Source organism: Pseudalkalibacillus sp. NRS-1564, from assembly GCF_050467905.1.
GTDB lineage: Bacteria > Bacillota > Bacilli > Bacillales > Guptibacillaceae > Guptibacillus > Guptibacillus hwajinpoensis_B.
The window spans coordinates 19937-44056 of the sequence record NZ_JBITPM010000002.1 but is presented as its reverse complement, the minus strand read 5'-3'; the positions used below and the strand labels follow the sequence as shown (position 1 = coordinate 44056).

Below are 24120 nucleotides of genomic sequence, written 5' to 3'. Positions count from 1 at the left end.
AACGCTTAGATCGTTGTAACACCGCTGCTTATGCACCTCACTCAATCCCCTAAATAAATCTTCCTCGTCCATTTCTCCACGACGTCTTCAATTACACGTCTCGCATTAGAACACGTATCCCTGATCAACAGCCTAAAATAACAGCTTTTCACGAAACTTAGTACGTTCTTCTTCTTATGAAAGAATTGCACACTATACCTTTCCACTTCAAAATGGGCTTCAAGATTGTCACTAAGTGACGTCACCCAATTACTCAGCTCCTCCTCCTTCATTCCCTTCTCCAAAAGCGCCTCGATCGCAAACAAAAGCCGTTCGTCCTCATCGTCCACATATGTACCTTCTTTGAAAAGACACTCTTGAATTACATTAAGACATTCAACCGATTTCTCCCTATCAAAAAGCGGGTGTTTGATTACTTCCGCAAGAGCATCAGCTCCGTGAGCGATACTATGCGCCCATCCCTTTGATGCTACAAACCCGCGCGTATCCTGCTCTTCTTGTAAATAACGTATAATTCCTTCTATCGAAGCTTCGATTTGTTCTTTCTTCAGGAAACGATTTGAGCGATCTTTTTCGAGTACAAGTGCAACCACCAAAACCGAGAAAGAACGTGTGAAAACCGAGTCTGTCCCTCGCTCTCCCATTTCATAAAAAAGGTGATCTTGATCAAGACAAACGTTCAATAGATGAGTCAATTGTTCTTCATTTAAGAAATCCATCATAACCAGTTTGCCAAACGTCGTATAAATGAGTTCATCTCTTAAAACAGGATCTGTACTACCGATTTGCTGAAGCATATTATTAATAAGGTGATCAAGATCTCCTTGCCTATCGTTCAAATTCAATTTTTCCAATGCTAGCTTCAAATCCACTATTCGTTCACCCTTTCCACATGAAAATAATCGACAGAAAAAAGCTGCGCTACAACGCAGCTTTTTCACTCCTTCCTTTTATTTCAAATACAAATAGATAGTGAGACAAGTAAATAACATCATCGATCCCATCGCTCTTGTCCATCTGTATTTCCTACTTAATCCCGCCTTCTTTTTCAGGAATTCAATATAAGTGAGGATCAAGAACAAACTGATCACCAAACCAAAATCTCCAAGCACTTAGCAGAGTATCACCTTATTTACAATCCTGCTTCTTTTTCGAATCAACACCGTGCGAACTCCCCGTAAACGGATTGATTTCATACGTGAGATCTCGTCCTGCCTTTTCTTCTTCTTTCGCAATTCGTTTTCCGAGTGACCCATAATACCATCCCCAGGCAATGAGGGACAGTAAACCACCGCCGATCATAATCCAGAACACTGTATCTTCCATTTACCTCCACCTCCAACACCATGGTCTATCACACTAACTACTTCTCGTTTTACTTGTTTCAATCCTTCAAGTAATTCGTAATGGAGTTGGCGCGTGCTTCTATCTCATTTTTTTCTGCAGAAAAGCTCTCACTTCTGATAGATTCCTTGATTGAAGGACAGCCTCTTTCGAATCAAAGTGAACATAATCCTCCACTTTTTCATACTCTTCCTCAGGAATACCTTTGAAGAAATACTTCCAACGCATCGTTCTCACCATTTTCTTTATATCTTCATCAAGGCGTTCCTGATTAACTCTCATCACTGCGATCCATAAAGGATCACAACCTCCCCCAGGAAACACATCAAGCAAACCATCCTGATCAAAACCATCCACTGCCACCTTTTTCTCTGGAAGGGGTCAGGCGCGTGCCTGACCCCTCCAACGCTCTCAACAATAAACAGGATTATTCGAATAATGACTAATCCAGCGCCCCATTCGCTCCATTTGCTTTTGTAGTCTGCCCTTTGAGACAGGAACCAGGAGCTCAAAACCATCCTGAAACAAAATCATTGTAGTACTCTTCGTGATCGCATACACATCTCTAACATGCTGGTAAAATACCCAGCAGCAATCGATGCTTTCAGGTGACTCTGTTGGAAAAACCGAAATCGCATTCCAATTAGAAACGATGATGGGCGTCTGCTGTTCGTACTTCAAATGATAGATAACCGCCTTTCTTCGCCCTTCATACGTAACCCCAGCTTCAAGACAAGCCTGCCTAATTAAATCTACTGGAGATGTTGTTGATAAAAATATACCGCATCGATCATAAATTCTCGAACTAAACCCAACCTCTTTCGCCACTACAATCGCCCTGGTCGTTTTACTAATTTCATAGTCATTTAAGATTTCTACCTCGTTATTGACCATGCCTACTTTTCCCTTCCGTCCCTTTAAATCGGGTATAAGATTCATTCGCATTCACCATTACGGTTCCCCTCTGCTTGAATACAGGGTATACTAAAATCAATGTTGGTTTGCACGCCAACAACTGCCCCAGAATGTGTCCACCAAGACAAAACATTCTGGGGCTTTTATGTATCCATTCACTTTTCTCATCACCTCCTCAAAAGCAAGAAATACATGCCTTCAAATCGCCCTTGTATACCCTTGTAAATATTTCCACCCTTCACCTTGATTATAGATAATATTCCGAAATATTCAAATACTTTTTTTAGTAGATAAGACCCACGAGTGCCTGTCACCACCCGCTTTATGTAACTTCCTGTCGAATCACCTGCGCTTAATGAAAAGATACAGCCAAACGTACTCCTTACTCCATACAAAAACAGACCTACTCTCACATGAGAATAGGTCTGTCTACTATAAGAATCTATTAAAACATCAACATGCTTACACCAATCGCAAACAGGACAACTCCCGCGATGGAGTAAAACATACCAGAACGGTGCTCCCCTTTGATACGTTTCGAAATACCAGCAAGTAAATTAATTACGCCAAATCCCATAATGCCGTATAATAGTAAATTCTCCTCTTCAGGAGTAATCAGATACATAATCGGAAGTAAAAGTATTAACGCAGATAGGATAAACTGCACAATGCTCAATGAAAACAATAGTTTAGATTCAGATTCTGTGCTCATGATTTTTCCTTCTTTCCTTTTCTAGGTGAACTGATTCATGACTTCTATCCTAATTATAACAGCGCCAATCTCGTTTTTGTTATGGCAAAAGTATGAACATTCTTTAACAGAGTCTACTCCGTACTTTCCCGATAAACGAACACCCTAACCATTTAACATCTAACTCCTTTTCATAATTAAACCTGTTAGTGAAGGCTACGTAAACTCTATGAAGCTATAAAAACCACCGATTAACACTATTACCATTTTTACAAAAATATGGTTACTAAGAATCAGAAAACGGGTATAGGTACAAGTACCCCGTACGTCAGTCTCACGAACAGGTAGAACAACCTATTTACCAGAACCCTTCCATTTGGTACCATATACTACTGCTTGAGTATGATTTTTCTTATCAACCATACAAAGGGGATAGCGCAAATGTCCTATTTATTTCAATTACAATCAGACCTAACTGAAAAAAGGGAACAATTAGCCCGATTGGAAACATGTACTAGAAATCTTGATAGTATACAGGATGAATTTATACATAATCGACACATGGTTGACGATCCTGAATTGACCCCTTCCACCTGGCACGGTACATTAGCAGATTCTTTTAAAAATAACCGTGAAGACATGAAAGAAGCTTATAACGATATATCGATTTCTCAACTTAATTCAGTCCAATCAACATTAGAAGACAAAATAACGAGACTGCGTATAGAAATAGGAATGGTAGAATCAAGTATTTCCCACGAAAAACTACGGCTTAAAAACGAAGAAAAAGAAAGGACATCCGTTCAATGAGTAAAGAGATACGAATCAAATATGGTGAAGTAGAACAATCCATTTCAAGAATTGAAAAAACACTGCATTCCCTTAAAACAGAAGTACCACATAACCTTGCAACAGAAAATAGATTAGACGTTGTTGATCGAATGAATCAACTGAACCAGCTCCTAACTGAAATAGGTAACTCTTACAAAGAAGTTCTTGTGGCAAATAATGAATCTGTCCGCAAAGCTCTATCAGATATGGAAAATACTGATCAACAACTATCTTCGTCCATTAAATTGCGATAGGAGGCATATGAGTTTATGAAAGTCTTAGATGCTGAGTCTTTTCAATCTGATATCAATCATTTAGAAAAAGCACTATCAACTCAAAATGATCAACTTCAAAGTCTAATGGATAATATAAAAGAGTTCGCTAACTTAGATGATGCGTTTGGTGGTAAGGGTGGTGAATCAGTCCGTTCTTTTTATCAAGACTTCCACTTTTTACTTCTTGAAGCCTTTTCCTATGCTCTAGAGAGTTACTCAAATGCCCTTACGCAAATAAAAGATGCTGAACTGACTCTTGAGTCTTCCGAAAAAGGTTTCATAAGACAAGACTTCATCGAAAATGATTTAACCAACGGATTGAACAAAGCGAATAACAATACATCACAACTAGTTACTGAAACAAACGCAATTATTGGCGGCGTAAGCGATATTATTTATGCTCCAAAGTTAGATGATGATCGTTTCCATAGTACATACCTAAAAGCATTAAAAGAATCTGATCAAACCGTTGAAGATTTAATGAAATTCGATCAAGCTCAAACGAAAGCATTAGACAATGTTGAGAAAGATTTGCATACTATTAAAGCATTTATTGAAGACGTTCGGGAGATGTTTAATGGCAGGAGTATAAACATCAATAGTTATTCTGACAAACAGTCAGATAACTTATCAAGCTACAATAGTCTCCAATCCCAACTAACAAATCAAAAGTTAGCAAGCTATGGTAATATGTTTACGTCTCCATTTGATTACATCAATAAGCAAATGAGCTTTGGAGATAACTTGTTAGTCGGTTATCAAACTTTAGCATCTGCAACAACACTTTTAGTATCAAGAAAATTAGATATTCATTATTTCGGTAGCAAACCAACTATTTGGAATAGAATAAAAGGAAACTATGAATTCAGTGTAAAAACAGATCCCTCTTGGACAAGTAGAGGAGGCCATAGTTCACCTCTTGCAAAAAAAATCTTAGATTTTTCAAGAGCCTCTTCTCCTACAAATCCATTCATGAAACCGATGCATAAATTTGTATCTTCATATGATAGTCCAGCACACCTTTATAAGCATGTTGCAGGCTTTCCTAAGAATTTTAATAAATTAAGTGGGTCAGATTTATTAAAAGGAACCGTAGATCGAATGAAAACCGGGACTAAAGATATTTTAGCAAACACTGCAAGTGCAAAAGGCTTTAGTGGAGCTGCTAAAGGGATTTCAATTGTAGGTTTAGGAATTTCTGTAGTATCTAATTTAGGTGAATTTTCTGCTCCTGAAAATGCAAATAAGAGTGTTGCAGAAAAGGCTGGAAGAGCATTTTTCGGATTTGGCACTAATTTTGTTGCTATTGGTGTTGGCACTAAGGTCGGTGCAACTATTGGAAGCGTTGGAGGACCAGTTGGTATTGTGGTTGGAGGTGCAATTGGCGGATTAGTAGGTGGTATTGTTAGTTCGAAATATGGTGATAAAATAAAAGATTTAGGAGAAGAGATAGGAGAAAGTGTTGATGGTATGATAAACAAAGTTGGAAAATCTGTTACAAGTTGGTTTAATTAATAAACATATTTAAGAAGGTGAACGTTTTGGGATTTACCATCAGAGAATTTATTGAAATAGCGAGAATATTAATCTTGTACCTATTAGGGATACAATTTATGTTTGGACTGGGTGTTCTTTTACTTGAAAGAATAATGATTAATACATATGTTTTTGATATAGACAGAAAATCAAGTAATTTTCTAGAGAAAACATTAAATATTATATCCATGTCAGTAACAGGTTCTGCTTATTTTATTTACAAAAAAGTAGCACATTACAATTGGTTTTTAAGAAAAACCTTCTTTGCAATTGCACTCTTTGTTCAAGGGGTTTTATCTATTGTTATTTATCAAATTATATATAGATCGATGAAAGCAGTATTCTTATAACACTAAGCAGATTCAGTTTAATATGTTACAGCTTGATCATTTGATTAATAAAAATGGAGCAAAAAATGGGATTTACAATGAATGAGTTTATAGAAATTATCAGAATTTTATTATTCTATATATTAGGGATACAAGTTATGTATGGGGTCACTATTCTATTACTCGAAAGAACTATGGTGAATTTTTACTTATCTACCCTTGTCCAAAACCCTAGTAATATAATTCATAAAGCAATGAATTTATCTATGAAAATAACGATCGGTTCTGGTTATTATTGGTATTCAAAATTCGCAAAATATAATTGGTTCCTAAGAAAAATCTACCTATTGTCAGCTTTGATAATTCAAATCATACTATCTATCATTGTGTATCAAGTTATCTACCGATCTTTAAAAGCCATTTTTTTATGAAAATTGGAGGTATATAAATGAACCACCTACTAACCTGCACAACAGAAGAGCTAGCCCTTATGGTTAGTGCGATTGGCCATCAAAGTGTTGCTAAAGGAATAGCGGAGTCGGCTATCGGTGAAAAGTCCGAGAAAGAATGGATTGCTATTTTAGAAGCAACAAGTAAACAACTAATTCTAAAGCAAATGTGGGATGAAGAACGAGAGTCAAAAGGAGAAAATCCTCTTACAAAAGAAACAACTGATTTTCTTACGAAGTACGTCACTTCTAAACGGATGATTCGTTGTTCAAACGCTCCACAAAAAGCTGTTTTAATGCTCCACCATTATGAAGGAGACGAATGGCTCTCCCATATTATTGATCGTGATATCATTCATGAGTTTTCTTTGATCTCTTCCGAAGAGATTTCAGATCATATGAAAGCATTTTACGGCATTACATACGAAAACTATGAAAAAGTAGAGCCATTTTCTCTTAGCGATCGATCATTTGATCTGTTAAGTAATCCTAACAAAATAGATAAAGTAAGAAAGAAATCTAAATTCACACCATCAGAAGAAACTAGTTTTAACTGTTTCACAGAGGACCTTAAACAATTCGACTGGACTCTATTCAACATCTCCAACTTTAACATCGTGACACCTGAAGAAGAAATTTATCTAGAAAATATCATTTTCTTCCTCCCTTCATCAAAAGGCGTTTGGATTAGTGAATATACAGAAGACCCTAAGAAACCCGTTTATATTTATTTGGTTGATCAAGAACAGTGGGAAAACACTCTCAAGGATATAGGGGCGTATGCCTCTTATCAAATGGAAAATAGTTGACAACTTCCCTTTCTATCGAATACCTCTTTTGATAAACTCTACAAAAATTTCATTTGTAGAGTTTTTTTGTATTCTATCATTAATTACAAAACAGAATTTTCAAACAAAAACCCGCATTTTCCCTTTCCCTTATATTATAATGGTATTACCAAAAAAACTCTGGTCTTACCAGAATCGAGGTGATCACACTCAATGAAAGAACGATCGTCCGAAAAAATCACTAAACAGCTCATACACTCTATTTTAGAACAAGAATGGGCGACTAACGATCCGCTCCCTTCTGAACGAGAACTTGCTACTCATTATCAAGTCGGCCGCCCTACCGTTCGTGAAGCTCTGCAGCGCCTGGAGCGAGACGGGTGGATTACGATTCGTAAAGGTGCGCCAGCGATTGTAAATGATTACTGGAAGCATGGCAATTTAATGACGATCGTGAACATCCTCCAGCACCACGAAGATATACCTGATGAGTTTATCGTTTACATGCTCGAGCTACGTATTACGTTAACACCTGCTTATGTCCGGGATGCTCTTCTTCATCACAGACTCCAAATCATTTCGCTTTTCATTCCACTTGAAGAACTAACAGACGATCCGAAATCATACGCTAATTTTGATTGGAATCTACAGAAAAACATTGCTGAGCTCTCCAATAATCCCATGTTTCTTCTAATTCTTAATAGTTTTCAAGACATCTATGGCAAAATGGCTGAGAAATACTTTCTAGAACCTTCTCATCGTCAAGCATCAAAGCACTATTATGAGCAGTTTCTCGAAGCTACGTTAAAAGGAGATCTTGATCACGCAGAGTTTCTGACGAAAGAGATGATGTCTACGAGCCTGGAACTCTGGAAAACGAAAATGAACGGGGGCATATAACTTGAAAGCAAAAGGATTGTATCGTGATTTTTTCTTCCACCTTGATATCTTGATCATGTTTATCCTGTTTCTCATCGTTCTTGGCTCCTTACTGACAATGACCCTCTCTCACCTTGTCCCTGTGTTTATCATCATTGGGATTGTCACCTACATGTTTAGTGAATACCTCACACACCGCTTTTTGTTTCACATTAAAACACCTAACAATCCATTACTTCTTAAGCTTATTAAACGGTTGCACTACGACCATCACAAAATGCCGAATGATCTCAAATTATTATTCCTACCGATCTGGTATAGCTTTCCGAATTTGCTGCTCCTTTGTTTGATCTTCTATGTCCTTTCTGGATCTCTACTTTTCACACTTTCCTTTAGCACAGGATTGCTCGCTATGTTCTTCGTCTACGAATGGAAACATTACATTGCCCATCGACCGTTTAAGCCCAAAACAAGGTTTGGGCAGTGGATCAAGAAAACGCACATTTTGCATCATTATAAAAACGAAAATTATTGGTACGGTGTTTCTACTCCGTTCGTTGATGTACTGTTTGGCACATTAAAAAATGAAAAGGATGTACAGACGAGTCAGACGGCGAAAGATTTAGAGCAGCGTCGGTAGACTTTTTTGCATTAGCACTTCACATCTTTTAAAATTTTAAAGCGGCCGGCATATGTCAGCCGCTTTTTATGGATTCAATTTCTTATTGTTGGCGCAATGTTTGACCACACGTCGTTAAGTCATGAGTGATTTGCTGAAGAATTTGCTCGCCCTCAAGACTTCCTGCTGTAGTTTGTTGAAGCTTCCTTTGGCACTCTCTGGCGACTTGCTCGGCACGAATTAACTCTTGCTCAACCTGTTGAGCTAAATTCAAATCTCCCCTTTGCCTCGCATCTATCAACTGCTGACGAATGGTTTCAATATCTCCGCATGCCTGATGGGCTTCTCGTAACACTTGCTGGTTTACTTCCTCCATATTACCCACTCCTTTAATCATCCGGTTTTTTCTTATTATTGATTAAAAGAGGAGAAATATGTAAATGAAAAAGACAAATGTACGCGAAGGGGGTCAGGTACGCACCTGACCCCTCTCTCTTCCCTCTATTCCATTTTCGCCTCAATCTCTTCTTTAATTTCCATTGCTTCTTCATCCTCAGGTTCTAATCCAATGTATGTATTCATCTCACTTAACGCTTTTTCAAATTCTCCTTGCTCTTCATATATAAGCGCTTTGTTAAAGTGAATGGATGACACAGGTATGTTGTCATTTTCGATATCATTGTAAATGCCCATCGCTTCATCTAATTCACCTGAATCCTGTAATTCAGCAGCTTCTGTGAATTTAGGTTCCATGTAGGAATAGTAAACTTCCTCTTCTAGAGCCGCACTTCCAAAACCGTAGATCATCATGACGATCACAAATAGAAGCGCATATAACCAGCTCACGCCTCCACGCTTTTTAATCACGGCAAGACGCTCATCACGATCAGGATAAAGGTCTTTCAGCTTCTTTACTTTGCTTAACGCAAAATCAAAATAGAGCTTATTTCCAAATAGAGCCAATACAATATAAGCAGGCGCTATCGTTGAACCTGGTAGTGCTTTCTTAAAAAACACAATCGATAAAACGTCCACTATGACGATAATACCGAGGAACAAGTATGCAAATACGTTCATTTTACGGTATGTAAACCAAAACAAGCTTAAGAAAAATGCTGCCCAGTTCCACGAAATAGGTGACTTCTTAGTCGATAACTTTTCCCACTTCTTTTTATAAACTTTATCCCTTTTACCCGTAAATGCCAGCATCTCTTCACGTGTTTCTTCATCAAGCTCTGTCCACTTAATGTCATTCTTATTTCGATTGAACCAACTCATCGTACTCCCCCAATTCCTATTTTCATCCTTTTTAAGGATACGCTAGTCGTGAGTGCCTGTCACCACCCGGTTTTTGTTCTTTTTTGTCGAATCGATCATTTTCATTTCTATTATTTTTATTTACCATTTATTTGCTATAATCGACATAGATGACGAAGCAAAGTGTGGTGATTCAATGTTTAAGATTCTATTAATTGAAGATGATACATCCCTATTCCACGAAATCAAAGAGCGCCTCGAGCAATGGTCATATGAGGTCTATGGCATTAGCGATTTTAGTGAGGTGATGCAAACATTTTCTACAGTGAAACCTGACCTAACAATTATTGATATACAACTCCCAAAGTTTGACGGCTTTCACTGGTGCAGAATGATTCGTGATCATTCAAACGTTCCGATCATCTTCCTCTCTTCTCGCGATCATCCAACTGATATGGTCATGTCAATGAACCTTGGGGCAGATGATTTTATCCAGAAGCCTTTCCACTTTGATGTTCTAGTTGCAAAAATTCAGGCTATACTCAGGCGCGTATACAATTACAATACTGAGACGAATACACTTAAAACCTGGAACGGTACCACCATTGATTCGGAGCGCAATCGGGTGACGTTTGACGAAAGGGCAATCGAGCTAACAAAAAATGAAATGATCATTCTCCTTATGCTAATTGAACGTAAAAACAAGATTGTTACCCGAGATGAACTGATTAATCGTCTTTGGGACGACCAGCGTTTCGTTAGTGACAATACGCTCACGGTAAATGTAAACCGACTAAGGAAAAAATTAGCGGAGATCGATCTTGCTGACGCTATTCAAACAAAAGTAGGACAGGGCTATTTGGCCTTGGAAACATCATGATGTGGAGATTTTTAAAGGAACGCCGTAGCTGGATTGCTTTCTTTCTTTTCATAGAAGGGGCTTTTCTTTTCATTACCTTAATTGATCCGACGATCCCGTTCACGTCCGTTCTATATGCTGTCTTTTTAACCCTTCTCCTCTTCTTTCTTTTTCTACTATTACGTTTCGTGAAGGAAACGAAATTCTACAAAGAGCTGGAAGACCGGGATAACAACCATGATCTAACAAGTATTCCACAGGCCACCACCCCTTTTGAAAAAGTGGTAGAGCATGTCACGACAGATCAAATCGAGCAGCTTAGAAACGAAAGCAATCATATGAAACACCAGCTCGAAGTAGAGAAAGATGATCTTGTCGCCTGGATTCATGAAGTGAAAACGCCGCTTACAGCTCTTCATTTGCTGATTGAACGCGTCCAAGATCGAGAGCTAAATGAGCAGCTTACATATGAATGGCTTCGCATCCACTTTCTTCTTGATCAGCAGCTTCACCAGAAGCGGATGCCAGCGATTGAAAATGATCTGTATATCGAATGGGTTGACCTCCAAAAGATTCTGGTCAACGAAATTTCTCCACTACGTACATGGTGCAAACAGCGACGAATTGGCTTTGATCTTGACTTGCCTGTCAGTGAAATACTTAGCGACACCAAGTGGCTCTCCTTTATGCTTCGTCAACTACTGACAAACGCTGTTAAGTACAGCGAAAACAGTGACATCCGTATCACAAGCGGCAGGAATGGAAAAAAACCTTTCCTTACCATTGAGGACAAGGGACGCGGGATTATGAATCGTGATCTTCCTCGCATTTTTGAGAAAGGATTTACGTCGACTTCCAATCATCATGATTCAGCAGCATCTGGAATAGGCCTTTATCTCGTAAAAAAAGCTGCAGACTATCTGAAGATTACCATCGAGGTCGATTCAGAGCCCGGGAGCGGTACAGCTTTCACTCTTACCTTTCCGGAACTTAATTACTTTGAACAAATTCGAGGCATGTGACAACAATGTCACATGCCTCCTCTTATTGTTCGGTGAATCGAGGGAAAGAGTTGCGCCTCCTTTTTATAATGAAACTATCACTTAAACATTGGAGGAATTGGATGACTACCGTACTTGAAGCAAGTAAAATTCAAAAAAGCTATGGAAATAAGTTTTTGAAGCAAGAAGTATTAATGGGTATCGACGTTTCGATCGAACGCGGGGAATTTATAAGCATTATGGGGGCATCTGGGTCTGGAAAAACAACACTACTAAACGTGCTTTCATCCATCGATCGTGTGAGTGGCGGATCGATTAAAATTGAAGGAAAAGAAATGACAAAGCAAAAAGAAAAGCAGCTCGCTGAATTTCGAAAACGACATCTTGGCTTTATTTTTCAAGAATACAATCTACTCGATACGTTAACCGTGAAAGAGAACGTCCTGCTTCCCCTATCGATTGCGAAAGTTTCTAAACAAGAGGCTACTGCAGCTTTTGAGGCTCTTGCAGGTGAGCTTGGCATTCATGATCTCCAGGATAAATACCCAAATGAACTATCAGGAGGACAAAAGCAGCGTACTTCTGCCGCTCGAGCCTTCGTTCATAACCCAAGCATTATCTTCGCCGATGAGCCTACTGGAGCACTCGATTCAAAGTCAGCTTCCGATCTTCTGAATAAGCTAAGCGACTTAAACGAAACGCGCGAAGCTACGATTGCAATGGTAACCCATGATCCCATTGCAGCTAGCTACAGCAGTCGCGTTATCTTTATACGCGACGGGCGGATTTATACGCAGCTCAATAAAGGAACAGAATCACGTCAATCGTTTCTAAAAGACATCATGAAGACTCAAGGCGTGCTCGGTGGTGTGCAGTATGAACATTAATCATATAATTCTGAAGAACTTAAAGAAGAACATGAAAAACTATTATTTGTACGTCTTTGCCCTGATCTTTAGTGTCGGACTCTACTTTTCTTTCGTCACTCTTCAATATGACCCGGGTGTTGAAAACATGGAAACTTCAGCTAAAATGACAGCCGCCATCCGAGCGGCTTCAATCATGCTTGTCGTAATCGTAACCGTTTTTCTAGTGTACGCAAACAGCATTTTTATTAAGCGACGTGGAAAAGAAATTGGACTTTTTCAATTAATTGGTATGACAAAAGGACGCATCTTCCGAATCTTAACCGTAGAAAATTTACTTATTTATATTGGCTCTATGAGTTTAGGTATTTTTGTCGGATTTGCATTTTCCAAGCTGATCCAAATGATCCTCTTCAAAGCTACTGGCATTGATGGGGTGGCAAGTCTGAACTTTTCCTCTGCTGCCCTGCTGCAAACAGTGATTGTTTTCTTCGCCATTTTCGGTATCATTTTGCTAACGAACTGGATCTTTATTAAAGCACAAAGTATTCTCTCTCTGTTCCACGTGACCTCTAAATCTGAAGAACGGATAAAGAACATTTCCATTCGAGAAATCATCTTGGGTGTGCTTGGACTCATTCTGATTATTGCAGGTTATTACGTATCGAGCAGGCTGTTTGATGGGGACTTTTCAGACATGAATGAACTTCTCTTTGCGATGGCCTTTATACTTGGCTCTGTTATTTTGGGAACTTATCTTTTCTACAAAGGATCCATTCGATTCGTCGCCAACCTAATTCGGAAGCGTAAAGAAGGCTATCTGAACATTAATGATGTACTTTCTCTATCATCAATTATGTTTCGAATGAAATCCAACTCGCTTCTACTTACAATTATTACGACTGTATCAGCACTCGCGATCGCTCTTTCTTCACTTAGCTATATTTCATATTACTCTGCAGAAAAAACATCGAAACAAAACATTCCGGACCATTTCTCCCTTGCTGAGGAACAAAATGCGGCTATGTTTGAAAAGGAATTGAAGGCTAGAGGCTATGATTTCACGACCAAAGAAATGGAAGTTCTTCAAGCGACCGTTTTGACAGAAGAAATCCTTACTAAACAACAGTCTGGGACGGCTTTTGATGCATCCGAAATGGTGTTACCTGTCATTAGTGATCAAACACTTGAAGAAATAGATGTGTCTTCTAATGAAGCGGTTTTTACCGGATTTAGCAAAATTCTTGAATCCGTCATTCGTTTTGATAACGCTGGCGTCATTCAAATTGAAGGAAAAGAGAAGGTAATAGCTCAAGATTATCTTGGATTGAAAAGTGACTACATCCTCCCGTATTCTTATTCTGATGGTGGACTACCTACGGTTGTAGTGGATGAAACGACCTTTGCTTCTCTTCAAAAAGATATGGATGAAGAAATACAAGATGAGCCTTTAACCTATTTTGGATATAACCTTGTAAATCAGTCAACGTTACCAGAAGCAACTGAGCTATTTCAGTCACTTTCCTTCGATCATGACCAGGGTAAAAGCTCTCAATATCAATCCTTTCAAGAGCAAAAGGAAAACATGGGTCTTATCATGTTTATCGTCGGATTTCTAGGACTTACCTTCCTGATCACGTCAGGATGTATCCTCTACTTTAAACAAATGAATGAAGGAGAAGAAGAACGTCCGAATTATACTGTTCTTAGAAAACTCGGTTTCACACAAGCGGATCTCTCACGTGGCATCCGCGGCAAGCAGCTTGTTAACTTCGGCATCCCCCTTGTTGTTGGACTTCTTCACGGCTACTTTGCCGTTCGTTCCGGCTGGTTCTTCTTTGGAACCGAATTGTATACGCCAATGCTGATCGTTACGGGAATCTATACGTTGCTTTATTCAATCTTCGGCGGGTTATCAGTCGCTTACTATAAAAAAGTTATACGTGAAGCACTATAAGAGAAAAGCGGGTGGTGCCAGGCACCACCCGCTTTACGTCATAATATGTCGAACCAAACTACAACTCTATCTCACCTCAACCAAAGCCCTTTTGCCACTTCATCCGAAAGTCCAAACCTATTAATAAAGTAATCCTGAAGGCGGCCTTTTTCTCCGCCTTCTACCCACTTGCGATACAAGCGAATAAGCTCACGTACATTGCCTTCGCAGTAGCTATCAATTAGCTCAGCAACTGTATTCGTACTTCTCCAATAATCATAAAACGCAGCCGAATAAGAAAAGTCGTCTCCACCTCGATATCCCGCTTCTCCAAATGCGTCTAGCGTGTATTCCCCATACTTTTCTTTATGAGCGTCAATTAACAATCGCTCCACCTTCATCACTTTTTCAAATCGCTCTTCTGACATTAAGAGTTTTCGAGGTAAGTAGAAGCAAATCCCTTCTTCGAACCACATATCATTCGCATTCTCTTCTTCCCAATCATCGAATTCTGAATGGAAGAAGTCAGCGTGGTGCGTGAATTCATGGGCAACAAGCTCTGCTACATCGACCATTTCAAGGTTTTCATAATAATCCGCTGCCTCTTTCACATCTTTTACCGTGGATAGATAAATATCCTTCCACGTGTCTCGTAATAGGGTTAAGTGGATCAAGTCTCTCGAAGTGTAGGCGGGCAATGGAATCGTCGAATACAGCTTTGTGGCTGATTCTAAATCGTGGAAAACAATCCCTCTTGCCGGCTCCTCAACGGTCGTAATTTCTTGCAGCGCACTCTCATATGTATCAAGAAATGCTAATAGCTGTAGTCCGCTCTTTTCAATCTCATTTGTTTTTGTTGTATCTGTTACCGATACGGCATAGTTCATATACAATCCCTCCGTCTTGCTATTTCGATTTCTCTTAAGGGTCCTCCTCTTTTTTTCCATCATTCGACTAATATAGAGTATGAGACTCTACGGTAAACCAAAATCCCCCCACCGCCACACGGTGAGGGGAACTATCCTACTCCATATCAAACCAACCATTATCAATCGTCTGCTTGTACCAATAATAGCTATCCTTCTTCGTTCGTTCTAGCGTACGGAAATTAACGTGGACGAGTCCGAAGCGTTTATCATAGCCTTCTGCCCACTCGAAGTTATCAAGCAAAGACCATGTTAAGTAGCCTTTAATGTTCACGCCTGCTTCTATACTTCGACTTAACGAAGTAAGATGCTGCTTTAAATACTGTATCCGACGCTCATCTTTAACCTGACCATCTTCAACGCCGTCGTTATAGCAGGCACCGTTTTCGGTAATATAAATTGGAACATCGCCATACTGATCCTTTAATTTGCTGAGGACCTTATAGAAGCCTTCTCCGTATACGTTCCAGCCAATATCCGTTTTAGCATAGCCGATATCGATTTTCTCTAAATCAAATAAATCCTCGTTTTCTTTATACCTTCCGACGCTGCCTGTGTAGTAATTGATTCCAACAAAGTCGATAGGCTGACTAATAACGTCAAGGTCGCCATCTTCAAGCGTAAGGGAAACGCCTTTTTTCTCAAACCAATTCAGCATAAATTCCGGGTACCGTCCTTTAAAGACTGGATCAAAGAACCATTCGATAAACCAGCCCATCCCACGATTGCAGGCGTCAATGTCCTCCTGCTTATTACTAAAAGGCTCATTCCATTCGAGGTTTGGGGCATACCCGATGTTACCTTCCATTTCTAACTCTCTGAATCTCGTAACCGCTTTTCCGTGCGCTAATAGAAGATGATGTGAAATAGTAGTCGCAAGCTGGAGATCCTGATTGCCTGGTGCGTGAACGCCGATGAAGTTTGATAGGAAAGACACGCACCATGGTTCATTGATCGTAATCCAGTGCTTTATTTTCCCATTAAATTCGTTAAACATAAGCTCGGCATAATCAGCAAACGCATCCGTCGTTTCTCTGCTTGCCCATCCACCCTTGTCCTGAAGGACCTGCGGCAAATCCCAGTGATAAAGTGTACACATAGGTTCAATGCCATGATCGAGTAGGGCGTCAACAAAACGATGGTAATACTGAAGACCTTCTTCATTGACCTTCCCTGTGCCATTCGGAAAAATACGCGGCCAGGAGACGGAGAAGCGATACATTTCAATGCCTAGCTCCTTCATCAATGCAATATCTTCTTCATAACGGTGATAGCTATCACAAGCGACATCTCCGTTATCTCCGTTCTTCACATTTCCAGGCGTATGCGAAAAGGTGTCCCAAATCGATTGGCCACGTCCACCTTCATCTACGGCCCCTTCGATTTGATAGGCTGCGGTTGCCGCGCCCCACTTCATATCATTTGGAAATTGTATAATTGCCATTGTCTTCCCTCCATTATCACGTCAGTAACTGTTTCGTTATACTTTACTTCCACAAGATTCTCTCACGATCAATTCTGAATCAATAAAAACGGGTTTCAATTCTGTTTTACCATTTGTTAAATCATGAAGCATATGAGCAGCAAGCTTACCGAGCAGCTCTTTATTCTGCCTTACAGTCGTGAGCTGCGGAGCACTGTAGCGGCAGGCATCGATATCATCACATCCAACTAGTCGGATATCCTCAGGAACCGAGAGTCCAGCTTCTTTAATTGCTCTTAGCGCACCAAAGGCCATCATGTCGGAAGCCGCAAATACCGCCTCAGGTCTAGCCTCTCCTTGGAGAATGCGATTCATTGCTGCATAACCGCTCTCTTCATGAAAATCACCGTACTGAATCCACTCTTTTCTCACTTCTAGACCAAATTGATTCATCGATTGTAGGAATCCTTTTTCTCGCAAGTTAGAAATCGCAGAATCTGATCCCCCACCGATGAAAGCAATATCTTTTACCGAATTAAGATACAGATGCTGAATCACTTTCGTAGACAAGTTAATGTTGTCTGTCATCACATAACTTGAGCTTGGGCCATTGAGTTCTAGATCGATGCCCATACACGGGATGTCGCTTTCCACTAGTTCATAAATGGCATCTTCAATTTCCTCACCTGTGATGATCAAACAGCCATCCACATGAAAATGCCTGCACCTTGCAAGGTAGCTTCCATTGTCCTGATAAAATTGTTCATTCGAGAACATTAAGATGTCATATCCTAGTAAACCGACTGTTTTCTTAAATGCGGTTACAACTTCCATAAAGAAAGGATGTGTAAAATCAACGTTCACTCGGCCAGCATAGATTAGGCCAATGAGATTCGATTTTTTTGTCGCTAGCGCCTTAGCTGAAAAGCTTGGCTGAAAGCCTGTTTCTTCGATTACTTTAAGAACCTTTTTCTTCGTTCCTTCACTAATGCCACCGTAATTGTTAATAATTTTCGAAACGGTCGCTCTTGATACTCCTGCCATTTGTGCAATATCTTTAATCGTTAGGCTCATCGCTATCCCTTCTGACATCATAATAGAATTTATACTGATAGCTTACTAAGAAACGCTATGTGAAGCAATTTCTATATCGGCTGAGCCTCTATTTTACTGATCCTTCTGTAATACTCGAAATAAATAGGCGGTTAAACAATAAGAAAATAATGAGCAATGGAATCGTTGCCCAGAACACGCCTGAGAGAATCATTCCGAAATCAATATTAAACGTGTTACTTAAGGAAGCTAATGCAACCTGGATTGTATAATTCTCCGGGTCCCTTAAGACCGTAAATTGCCATAAGAATTCTCCCCACACCGCTGTAAACACAATGATGCCGAGCGTTGCAAAAGCCGGAAGAATAATCGGGACAACGATGCTTCGATAAATCTTAAAGTTCGAACAGCCATCGAGCTTCGCAGCCTCAATCAGCTCATCCGGAACGGACTCACTCACATATTGTCTCATGAGGAAGATGCCGAGCGGATTAAGGAAGAACACGACCATTACCCCAGCAAGCGTATCGAGAAGGCCAGCTTTCGATACGAGAAAATACTGTGGAATCAGTCCCAATTGAGGGGGAATGATCATCGTTAATAAAATCGCAATAAACAATCCGTTCTTGCCTGGGAATTTAAATTTCGCGAACGCAAATCCTGCTAGCGAGCTAATAAACAGCACAACTAGCGTAACGATGGAACAAATAAGAAAGGAGTTCCACATCGCTTGAAAGAAATCAATTTGATTCAGGACTTTCTGGAAGTTCTCGACTAGCATACCGCCTGGCGTGATCGTAGGCGGGATTGAATTGTAAGCTGCACTCGGACGCGTTGCCATCACAAACATCCAGTAGAATGGGAACAAGGATAAGAGTGACGCAAGTCCTAGAAACAGATAGATGAGCACTTTACTGAAAGAGACTTTTTTTCGTTCCTTTCGATTCGCCATTACCTTACCCCCTTCTTCTTACGGCCATTGCCTGATGTGATGAGCGTATTGATCGTTGCAAAGAAAAGAATGATCACAAGCAGGATAATAGCTGTCGCAGAGGCCGTACCAAAGGATTGAAGCTTAAAGGCATCTCGGTACAAGTACATAACGACCGTTAGTGCTTCGTCTCGTGTAAATGCCCCAGCGCCTAAGAAAATCGTCGGCTCAGAGAAGAGCTGGAGTGCCCCAACCGTTGAGAAGAACACTGTTAAGATGATAAACGGTTTCAGCAAAGGCATCGTAATATAGAGAAGCTGCTGAAACTTATTCGCGCCATCAATCGTTGCGGCTTCATATAAATCATTTGAGATGCTTTGGATCCCCGCTAAGTAAATGATCGTATTGTACCCAACCCAGCGCCAGAACACCATAATGGAAATCGCGATTTTCGTTCCCCATTCAGATGTGGACCAATTCACCGGATCAAATCCGAAGACGCCTAGCATGTAGTTGGCGAGTGATGACTCGTGATTACTAAATAACACACTGAATATAAGGGCGACCGCCACCATCGAGGTGATATACGGCATAAAGATCGTAATTCGAAAGAAATTTTTAAATCGAAGGAATGTAAGATTTAATAGAAACGCCAACACAATGCCGACGACTATTTGTGGCGCCGTGCCCATTAATCCCATGATGATCGTATTGTATACTGACTTCCAAAAAAGAGGATCCTCTAAAACGATCCGAAAATTATCGAGCCCAACAAAGCTCATTGGACTTAATCCGTTCCATTTCTGAAACGCAAGATAAACGCTGAATATAGCGGGATAAAGACCAATCACTCCAAAAATAATGAAAAAAGGCGCTACGTACAAATAGCCTGAAATCATATCCTTTTTCTTTTCAGAACGATATCGTTTCTTCTTAACCCCTCTTTCCTGTCCACTCATTGAAATCACGCTTTCTCCCCACTTCCGGTGATTAAGTAGGATACGGTGGGTTTCCACCATATCCCATCACAAATACTGCTTCTATCGGTCTATTAATTCCTCAGCACGCTTAATCGCAGCTTTCCATTCTTTCTCAGGATCGCCACCTTCTTGAACGTTATGAAGCGCATTTAATACTTCTTGATGAACAGGGAAGTATTTCACGCCTTTGAAGACCGCGCCATCAATATCCTGTGCCGCTTCAGCAAAAACAGTTGATGTTACTTGATCACCAAAGAACTCATCTTCGTTCGTTTTGAACTCTTCCATGTCATAGACAGAAGTAGCGGAAGGGAATAAGCCTTTGCTCTGGAATGATTTCAGCTGATTATCAGGGGATACAAGCCACTCAACAAAGTCATATGCTTCCTGTGGATGATCTGTTTCACTTGGAATGGAAATATAAGAGCCTCCCCAGTTCGCTGCGAATTCAGTTGGAAGTGTTGCCACGCGCCATTTTCCTACCGCGTCAGGGGCATTTCCTTCCATCCATCCCTTCAACCATCCTGCTCCAAGCTCTGCTGCGAATTCACCTTTGTTGACGCCGTTCGCCCATTCAGGTGTCCACATTTCAAGCTTGCCAACAATGCCTGCTTCATCTAACTCAACAGCATAGTCATATGCCTTCTTCACGTCGTTTCCTTCTTCACCTAGCAATAGTTCACCGTCAGGATTTAAGTATGTTTTTTCAGAAGCATCTAAATAAGCGCGATAAGCCATTTCGATACTATCCACGAATGGTTTTCCTGTTTCTTCCTTCAGCTTCATTCCCGCTTCTTTAAATGCTTCAGGGGAATTAATAAGGGATTCTACTTCCGCTGGCTCTGTTGGAAGTCCAGCTTCTTCAAAGAGATCCGTGCGGTAATACAGTGCCTTCGGGCCAATATCCGTCGGTAGACCAATTAGGAAATCGCCTTCTTGATTCGCGCCAGCTTCCCATTTCCAATCTAAGTATTGATCCTGCACATCCTTCGCACCAAGATCATATAAATTCTCAAAACGTCCCTGCGCTTCTTTGAATCGATCCAGTAGATCCACTTCCAAAGCCGCAATATCAGGTGCCCCATTACCAGCAGACAAAGCTGTAAAAAGCGCATCATGATGCTCTGCTGATTCTGCAGATCTCACTTTAATCGTCACGTTCGGATGTTCCTTTTCGTATTCCTTCGCAAGTTCTTCATAATTCGTTGCACCAAATGCCCAGAAATTCAACGTAACCTCTTCATCACCGCCATCGCCAGACGTACTGTCATTTCCATTACAAGCTGCTAAAGAAAATACAAGCAGCGACGCCAGTCCTAACCCCAACCACTTCTTTTTGCTTTTGATTTTCACCGTTACTTCCCCCTCATGCGATTTTTAAAAACGCTTGGAAACCGGTTTCCTAAATGAATAAAAAAATGAACGATTCACATCAAAGTAAAGCGTTTTCATAAACTGATTATAAGATTATATCGTTAGAAAAGCAACATTATTCTAAAAATTTGTAAACCGGTTTCTTGAATGTTTTTAGAATATTGAAACTGAAAGCATCGATGGCGGAATACTGATTGGAACGATAAATCCTTTGCTACAGTTGTTTAGAGAGAAGGTCGCTGTTTACATTGGTAGCGCTAAGTGGTTAATTTAAGTGCAATAAATAAAGCAATAACCATACCTAAATAAAAAACAACATCCCACATTCGTATTGGTTTATAAAAGAAAAAGTAGCTGATAAACAAATAGATAGTATAGCTTAAGAAGCCATATACGATTGAGACTTGAAAAAGGAATGATAGGAAGACTAAAACCACAAGCACCGTCACATTCCATTTTTCTTTCTGTTTCCGTTTTGCGTCATCCATTTGCTCATCACCTTACCTTTACATGTTGTATTGAGTTTACGAAACCTCGAAAGAAGTACGCGCTAACTTTCCCTTTGACTTTTCATCAAACTTCCAAAAGACTGAAGCAGTAAAAATCACGGTAAACAGCCAGGGACTCGTACTAATGAAATAACCAAAGTCCGTTACTACTTTTGTAATCGGAAAGAGAAACGAGAATAGCATGATCCCGAGGCCGACATGGATGATATAGGCATATCGCTTCCTGCGATTACTTTCGCGTGTGAGCTCATCAGAGGCGATTGAAATCGCAATTCCTACTACTAATAGGAACGGTAGCAGATAAATAATCATTAAAAAAGCACCACCAATAGCGACAGAAATATCCCCGTCTCCCCCGCTCAGTAGATAGATGAGACACCCTACCGTTGTGAATACAATGCCGAATACCCACGTGATTAGGGCGGTCAGCAGTGCTGTTTTGAATTTGCTGAGAAGCATATGTAAGAACCCCTTCTTGCATTTAATGAACCACGATTACTTCCTTTTGTTTAGCACCTGTTCAATCGATTTAATCGATTTTTCACTAAAGTGATTTGAAAAATCTTCTCCCACTCTTACGCCTTTACCAAAATGATATTCTTCTGCTTGCACCGCTTGGTGAATGCTCTCAATAGTAGCGAGTGAAAGTCCTGATCCTGGCATGATCGTTGGTCCACTTTCTTCCGAGTAGCGCACAAGCTCTTGAAGCTGAGCGATCCGTTCTTGCCCTTCCTGATTGGCACCGGATGTAAGAATTCGCTTCACATTTCGGTATTGAGCAAGGGTTTTAAACCCTTCTTTTTGAGAAGAGAGTTCTTCGAACGCTCGATGAAAGGTGATGTCGATATCCGGCTGCTGCTGAATGATCGTTTCAAGTAACCCTCCGTCAATGGTATGATCCTTCGTTATTCCTCCGATAACAATCCGATTGCCTCCGAGTTCACTTAAGATGCGGATATCGTTAAGAATAACCTCTTTCTCCCCTTCGCTGTAGCAGTGGCTATATCCGTTTGGACGAATCATCACCTGAACGGGAATCGTAACACTGTTTATTACCGACTTTATCGTTCCATAGCTTGGCGTTAACCCTCCAGCTTCAATACCAGTCACAAGCTCAACTCGACCTGCTCCGAATGCTTCTGCCTCGATCGCTTCTTCTCTGTTCTGTACGATCACTTCGATCATTTCTCCAACTCCTATCTGATTCACTCGATGTTTTTGTATCGTTCTCACTGAAATTAAATGTTCCACTATCATCATAGCTTTTTCCATTTCAGGATGCACGGAGTTTGGCGAATTCGCGAGTCGCGAGTGCCTGTCACCTCCCGATTCCTGTCATTACTTGTCGATTAAGCTCTATGTATAGTTTCGCTCCTATTAGACACTCTAACAATCAGGGGTGATTCAAATGAAACTTAACAAGAAACAATATGCTAAGCAGCCTTTTGCTAGTAAGAAATCGTACACGAATGAAGCCGATCTTGCTCCTTCTCAAGGTGAACAAGGTGGTCGTCCACTAGAAACCAAATCAAAGCGGAAATCATAAAGAAACTCAGGCCAACGCCTGAGTTTCTTTATGCAGCTTCTATCCAAGCCTCTTGTATTAGTCGCCGCTCCCTCTGTTCAGTGTCGAAAAGGCGGAACATGATTTGAAGCTTGATCCTTCCTAGAAATAACTAACTCATGCTTTGCATTAACTCCGGCGTAAAATAACGAAGATGCACAAGGCTCCCCTCTTTTTTCAAGCTGATCCATTAGCCATGCTTCAGTAAACCCTAAGTGCTGCAGTATATCCTTCTGTACTCGCCCATCCAAAATAACAGGAATCTCAACATCATTCGCCTGCTTATCGATTGCCATATCTTCACGAACAACGCTCTCTTTACTTGGATATAGTTTCACACTAAGTCTTCCATTAGCCTCCACAATGGCAAGCTCGACATCTTCTGTATGGAAAACGTCCTTTTCTCGAAGCATCTGAAGGACATTATCAATCGAATATTGAATCTGCTTCATGTTGTCTTTAAGGAATACTCCATTGTACATCACAACAGTAGGTTCGAACGTAAGAAGCTTTCCTAACTTCTGATGCTTTATCTTTATCCTTGAAATTAACTTCTGTAGCAATCCGATCGCAATCATCGCAATAACCGTGTGAATATGATCAATCTCAGGATCAGCGATATCCGCTCCTACCACAGCACCAAATACAAGAACGACTAGAAAATCAAATACAGGTAGTTCTCCAATAGACCGCTTCCCCATATAGAGTCCGATGGCGAGCATGAACGGAAGAATCGTTACTATCCGGAAGATGACCTTCAAGGCATCCATGAATATATCCATAAG

Annotated in this window: 29 protein-coding genes; 12 read left to right on the top strand and 17 right to left on the bottom strand. The window is 40.3% G+C overall.

Annotated features, from left to right (window positions below; translation table 11 throughout):
- Positions 1–41: 41 nt before the first annotated feature.
- The 5 genes from ACIFPW_RS00570 to ACIFPW_RS00550 all read right to left on the bottom strand — a co-directional run bounded on the left by ACIFPW_RS00570 (position 42) and on the right by ACIFPW_RS00550 (position 2971).
- Positions 42–872, bottom strand: a complete 831-nt coding sequence (locus ACIFPW_RS00570) for a DUF2785 domain-containing protein (protein ID WP_430241219.1) — start codon at positions 870–872, stop codon at positions 42–44.
- A gap of 256 nt (positions 873–1128) precedes the next feature.
- The gene (locus ACIFPW_RS00565) at positions 1129–1326 is read right to left on the bottom strand and encodes a hypothetical protein (RefSeq protein WP_430241217.1); all 198 of its coding nucleotides are present in this window, start codon (positions 1324–1326) and stop codon (positions 1129–1131) included.
- A gap of 99 nt (positions 1327–1425) precedes the next feature.
- Positions 1426–1707 (bottom strand): hypothetical protein, encoded by a 282-nt coding sequence (locus ACIFPW_RS00560; RefSeq protein WP_430241215.1) that lies wholly within the window; start codon positions 1705–1707, stop codon positions 1426–1428.
- Between the two features lie 48 nt (positions 1708–1755).
- A complete protein-coding gene (locus ACIFPW_RS00555) occupies positions 1756–2289 on the bottom strand; it encodes a competence protein ComK (RefSeq protein WP_430241213.1) in 534 nt (177 codons plus the stop codon).
- Between the two features lie 415 nt (positions 2290–2704).
- A complete protein-coding gene (locus ACIFPW_RS00550; RefSeq protein ID WP_194220877.1) occupies positions 2705–2971 on the bottom strand; it encodes a hypothetical protein in 267 nt (88 codons plus the stop codon).
- Between the two features lie 420 nt (positions 2972–3391).
- On the opposite strand from ACIFPW_RS00550, the gene ACIFPW_RS00545 reads away from it, so the two are divergent.
- From ACIFPW_RS00545 to ACIFPW_RS00515, 7 genes are all read left to right on the top strand, one after another.
- On the top strand, positions 3392–3760 hold the full coding sequence (locus tag ACIFPW_RS00545; RefSeq protein ID WP_283152568.1) for a YwqH-like family protein: 369 nt from the start codon (positions 3392–3394) through the stop codon (positions 3758–3760).
- Positions 3757–4035 carry a DUF5344 family protein gene (locus ACIFPW_RS00540; RefSeq protein WP_283152569.1) on the top strand — a complete coding sequence of 93 codons (279 nt, stop codon included), beginning with the start codon at positions 3757–3759 and terminating at the stop codon, positions 4033–4035. Before ACIFPW_RS00545 ends, ACIFPW_RS00540 begins: the two co-directional genes overlap by 4 nt.
- Positions 4036–4050: 15 nt before the next feature.
- Entirely contained in the window at positions 4051–5571 is a 1521-nt protein-coding gene (locus ACIFPW_RS00535; RefSeq protein ID WP_430241211.1) for a T7SS effector LXG polymorphic toxin, read from the top strand.
- Positions 5572–5597: 26 nt separating this feature from the next.
- Positions 5598–5942: a hypothetical protein gene (locus ACIFPW_RS00530; protein WP_283152571.1), complete on the top strand. Its 345-nt coding sequence runs from the start codon at positions 5598–5600 to the stop codon at positions 5940–5942.
- Positions 5943–6369: 427 nt separating this feature from the next.
- Complete coding sequence (locus tag ACIFPW_RS00525; protein WP_430241209.1) at positions 6370–7179, top strand: hypothetical protein; 810 nt, start codon at positions 6370–6372, stop codon at positions 7177–7179.
- 192 nt (positions 7180–7371) lie between these two features.
- A complete protein-coding gene (locus tag ACIFPW_RS00520) occupies positions 7372–8058 on the top strand; it encodes a GntR family transcriptional regulator (RefSeq protein WP_430241207.1) in 687 nt (228 codons plus the stop codon).
- A 1-nt stretch (position 8059) separates the two neighbouring features.
- Complete coding sequence (locus ACIFPW_RS00515) at positions 8060–8677, top strand: sterol desaturase family protein (protein WP_430241205.1); 618 nt, start codon at positions 8060–8062, stop codon at positions 8675–8677.
- 82 nt (positions 8678–8759) lie between these two features.
- On the opposite strand, the gene ACIFPW_RS00510 is transcribed toward ACIFPW_RS00515, so the two are convergent.
- Both ACIFPW_RS00510 and ACIFPW_RS00505 read right to left on the bottom strand, forming a co-directional pair.
- The gene (locus tag ACIFPW_RS00510; protein ID WP_430241204.1) at positions 8760–9032 is read right to left on the bottom strand and encodes a hypothetical protein; all 273 of its coding nucleotides are present in this window, start codon (positions 9030–9032) and stop codon (positions 8760–8762) included.
- Between the two features lie 125 nt (positions 9033–9157).
- Positions 9158–9934 (bottom strand): DUF2628 domain-containing protein, encoded by a 777-nt coding sequence (locus ACIFPW_RS00505; RefSeq protein WP_430241202.1) that lies wholly within the window; start codon positions 9932–9934, stop codon positions 9158–9160.
- A 175-nt stretch (positions 9935–10109) separates the two neighbouring features.
- Here ACIFPW_RS00505 and ACIFPW_RS00500 point away from each other — a divergent pair, with 175 nt between their 5' ends.
- From ACIFPW_RS00500 to ACIFPW_RS00485, 4 genes are all read left to right on the top strand, one after another.
- Complete coding sequence (locus tag ACIFPW_RS00500) at positions 10110–10793, top strand: response regulator (protein ID WP_430241200.1); 684 nt, start codon at positions 10110–10112, stop codon at positions 10791–10793.
- Positions 10790–11794: a sensor histidine kinase gene (locus ACIFPW_RS00495; RefSeq protein WP_430241199.1), complete on the top strand. Its 1005-nt coding sequence runs from the start codon at positions 10790–10792 to the stop codon at positions 11792–11794. Before ACIFPW_RS00500 ends, ACIFPW_RS00495 begins: the two co-directional genes overlap by 4 nt.
- Positions 11795–11895: 101 nt before the next feature.
- Entirely contained in the window at positions 11896–12660 is a 765-nt protein-coding gene (locus tag ACIFPW_RS00490; RefSeq protein ID WP_430241197.1) for an ABC transporter ATP-binding protein, read from the top strand.
- The gene (locus ACIFPW_RS00485; protein WP_430241195.1) at positions 12650–14596 is read left to right on the top strand and encodes an FtsX-like permease family protein; all 1947 of its coding nucleotides are present in this window, start codon (positions 12650–12652) and stop codon (positions 14594–14596) included. Before ACIFPW_RS00490 ends, ACIFPW_RS00485 begins: the two co-directional genes overlap by 11 nt.
- 71 nt (positions 14597–14667) lie before the next feature.
- Here the strand turns inward: ACIFPW_RS00485 and ACIFPW_RS00480 are convergent, their stop codons facing one another.
- From ACIFPW_RS00480 to ACIFPW_RS00440, 9 genes are all read right to left on the bottom strand, one after another.
- A complete protein-coding gene (locus ACIFPW_RS00480; RefSeq protein ID WP_430241193.1) occupies positions 14668–15462 on the bottom strand; it encodes a hypothetical protein in 795 nt (264 codons plus the stop codon).
- Positions 15463–15598: 136 nt separating this feature from the next.
- A complete protein-coding gene (locus ACIFPW_RS00475) occupies positions 15599–16945 on the bottom strand; it encodes a GH1 family beta-glucosidase (RefSeq protein ID WP_430241191.1) in 1347 nt (448 codons plus the stop codon).
- 36 nt (positions 16946–16981) lie between these two features.
- Entirely contained in the window at positions 16982–17998 is a 1017-nt protein-coding gene (locus tag ACIFPW_RS00470; protein ID WP_430241189.1) for a LacI family DNA-binding transcriptional regulator, read from the bottom strand.
- A gap of 88 nt (positions 17999–18086) precedes the next feature.
- Positions 18087–18929 carry a carbohydrate ABC transporter permease gene (locus tag ACIFPW_RS00465; RefSeq protein ID WP_226612072.1) on the bottom strand — a complete coding sequence of 281 codons (843 nt, stop codon included), beginning with the start codon at positions 18927–18929 and terminating at the stop codon, positions 18087–18089.
- On the bottom strand, positions 18929–19867 hold the full coding sequence (locus ACIFPW_RS00460; RefSeq protein WP_226612502.1) for a carbohydrate ABC transporter permease: 939 nt from the start codon (positions 19865–19867) through the stop codon (positions 18929–18931). The genes ACIFPW_RS00465 and ACIFPW_RS00460 overlap by 1 nt, the downstream gene beginning before the upstream one ends.
- Positions 19868–19948: 81 nt before the next feature.
- Entirely contained in the window at positions 19949–21235 is a 1287-nt protein-coding gene (locus ACIFPW_RS00455) for an ABC transporter substrate-binding protein (protein WP_430241378.1), read from the bottom strand.
- Between the two features lie 284 nt (positions 21236–21519).
- Positions 21520–21750, bottom strand: a complete 231-nt coding sequence (locus tag ACIFPW_RS00450; RefSeq protein WP_430241187.1) for a hypothetical protein — start codon at positions 21748–21750, stop codon at positions 21520–21522.
- A 36-nt stretch (positions 21751–21786) separates the two neighbouring features.
- Positions 21787–22230 carry a hypothetical protein gene (locus ACIFPW_RS00445; RefSeq protein WP_430241185.1) on the bottom strand — a complete coding sequence of 148 codons (444 nt, stop codon included), beginning with the start codon at positions 22228–22230 and terminating at the stop codon, positions 21787–21789.
- A 36-nt stretch (positions 22231–22266) separates the two neighbouring features.
- Entirely contained in the window at positions 22267–22956 is a 690-nt protein-coding gene (locus ACIFPW_RS00440) for a copper homeostasis protein CutC (RefSeq protein ID WP_430241183.1), read from the bottom strand.
- A gap of 223 nt (positions 22957–23179) precedes the next feature.
- On the opposite strand from ACIFPW_RS00440, the gene ACIFPW_RS00435 reads away from it, so the two are divergent.
- Entirely contained in the window at positions 23180–23317 is a 138-nt protein-coding gene (locus tag ACIFPW_RS00435; protein ID WP_430241181.1) for a hypothetical protein, read from the top strand.
- A 77-nt stretch (positions 23318–23394) separates the two neighbouring features.
- On the opposite strand, the gene ACIFPW_RS00430 is transcribed toward ACIFPW_RS00435, so the two are convergent.
- Positions 23395–24117, bottom strand: a complete 723-nt coding sequence (locus tag ACIFPW_RS00430) for a DUF421 domain-containing protein (protein ID WP_430241179.1) — start codon at positions 24115–24117, stop codon at positions 23395–23397.
- Positions 24118–24120 lie beyond the last annotated feature (3 nt).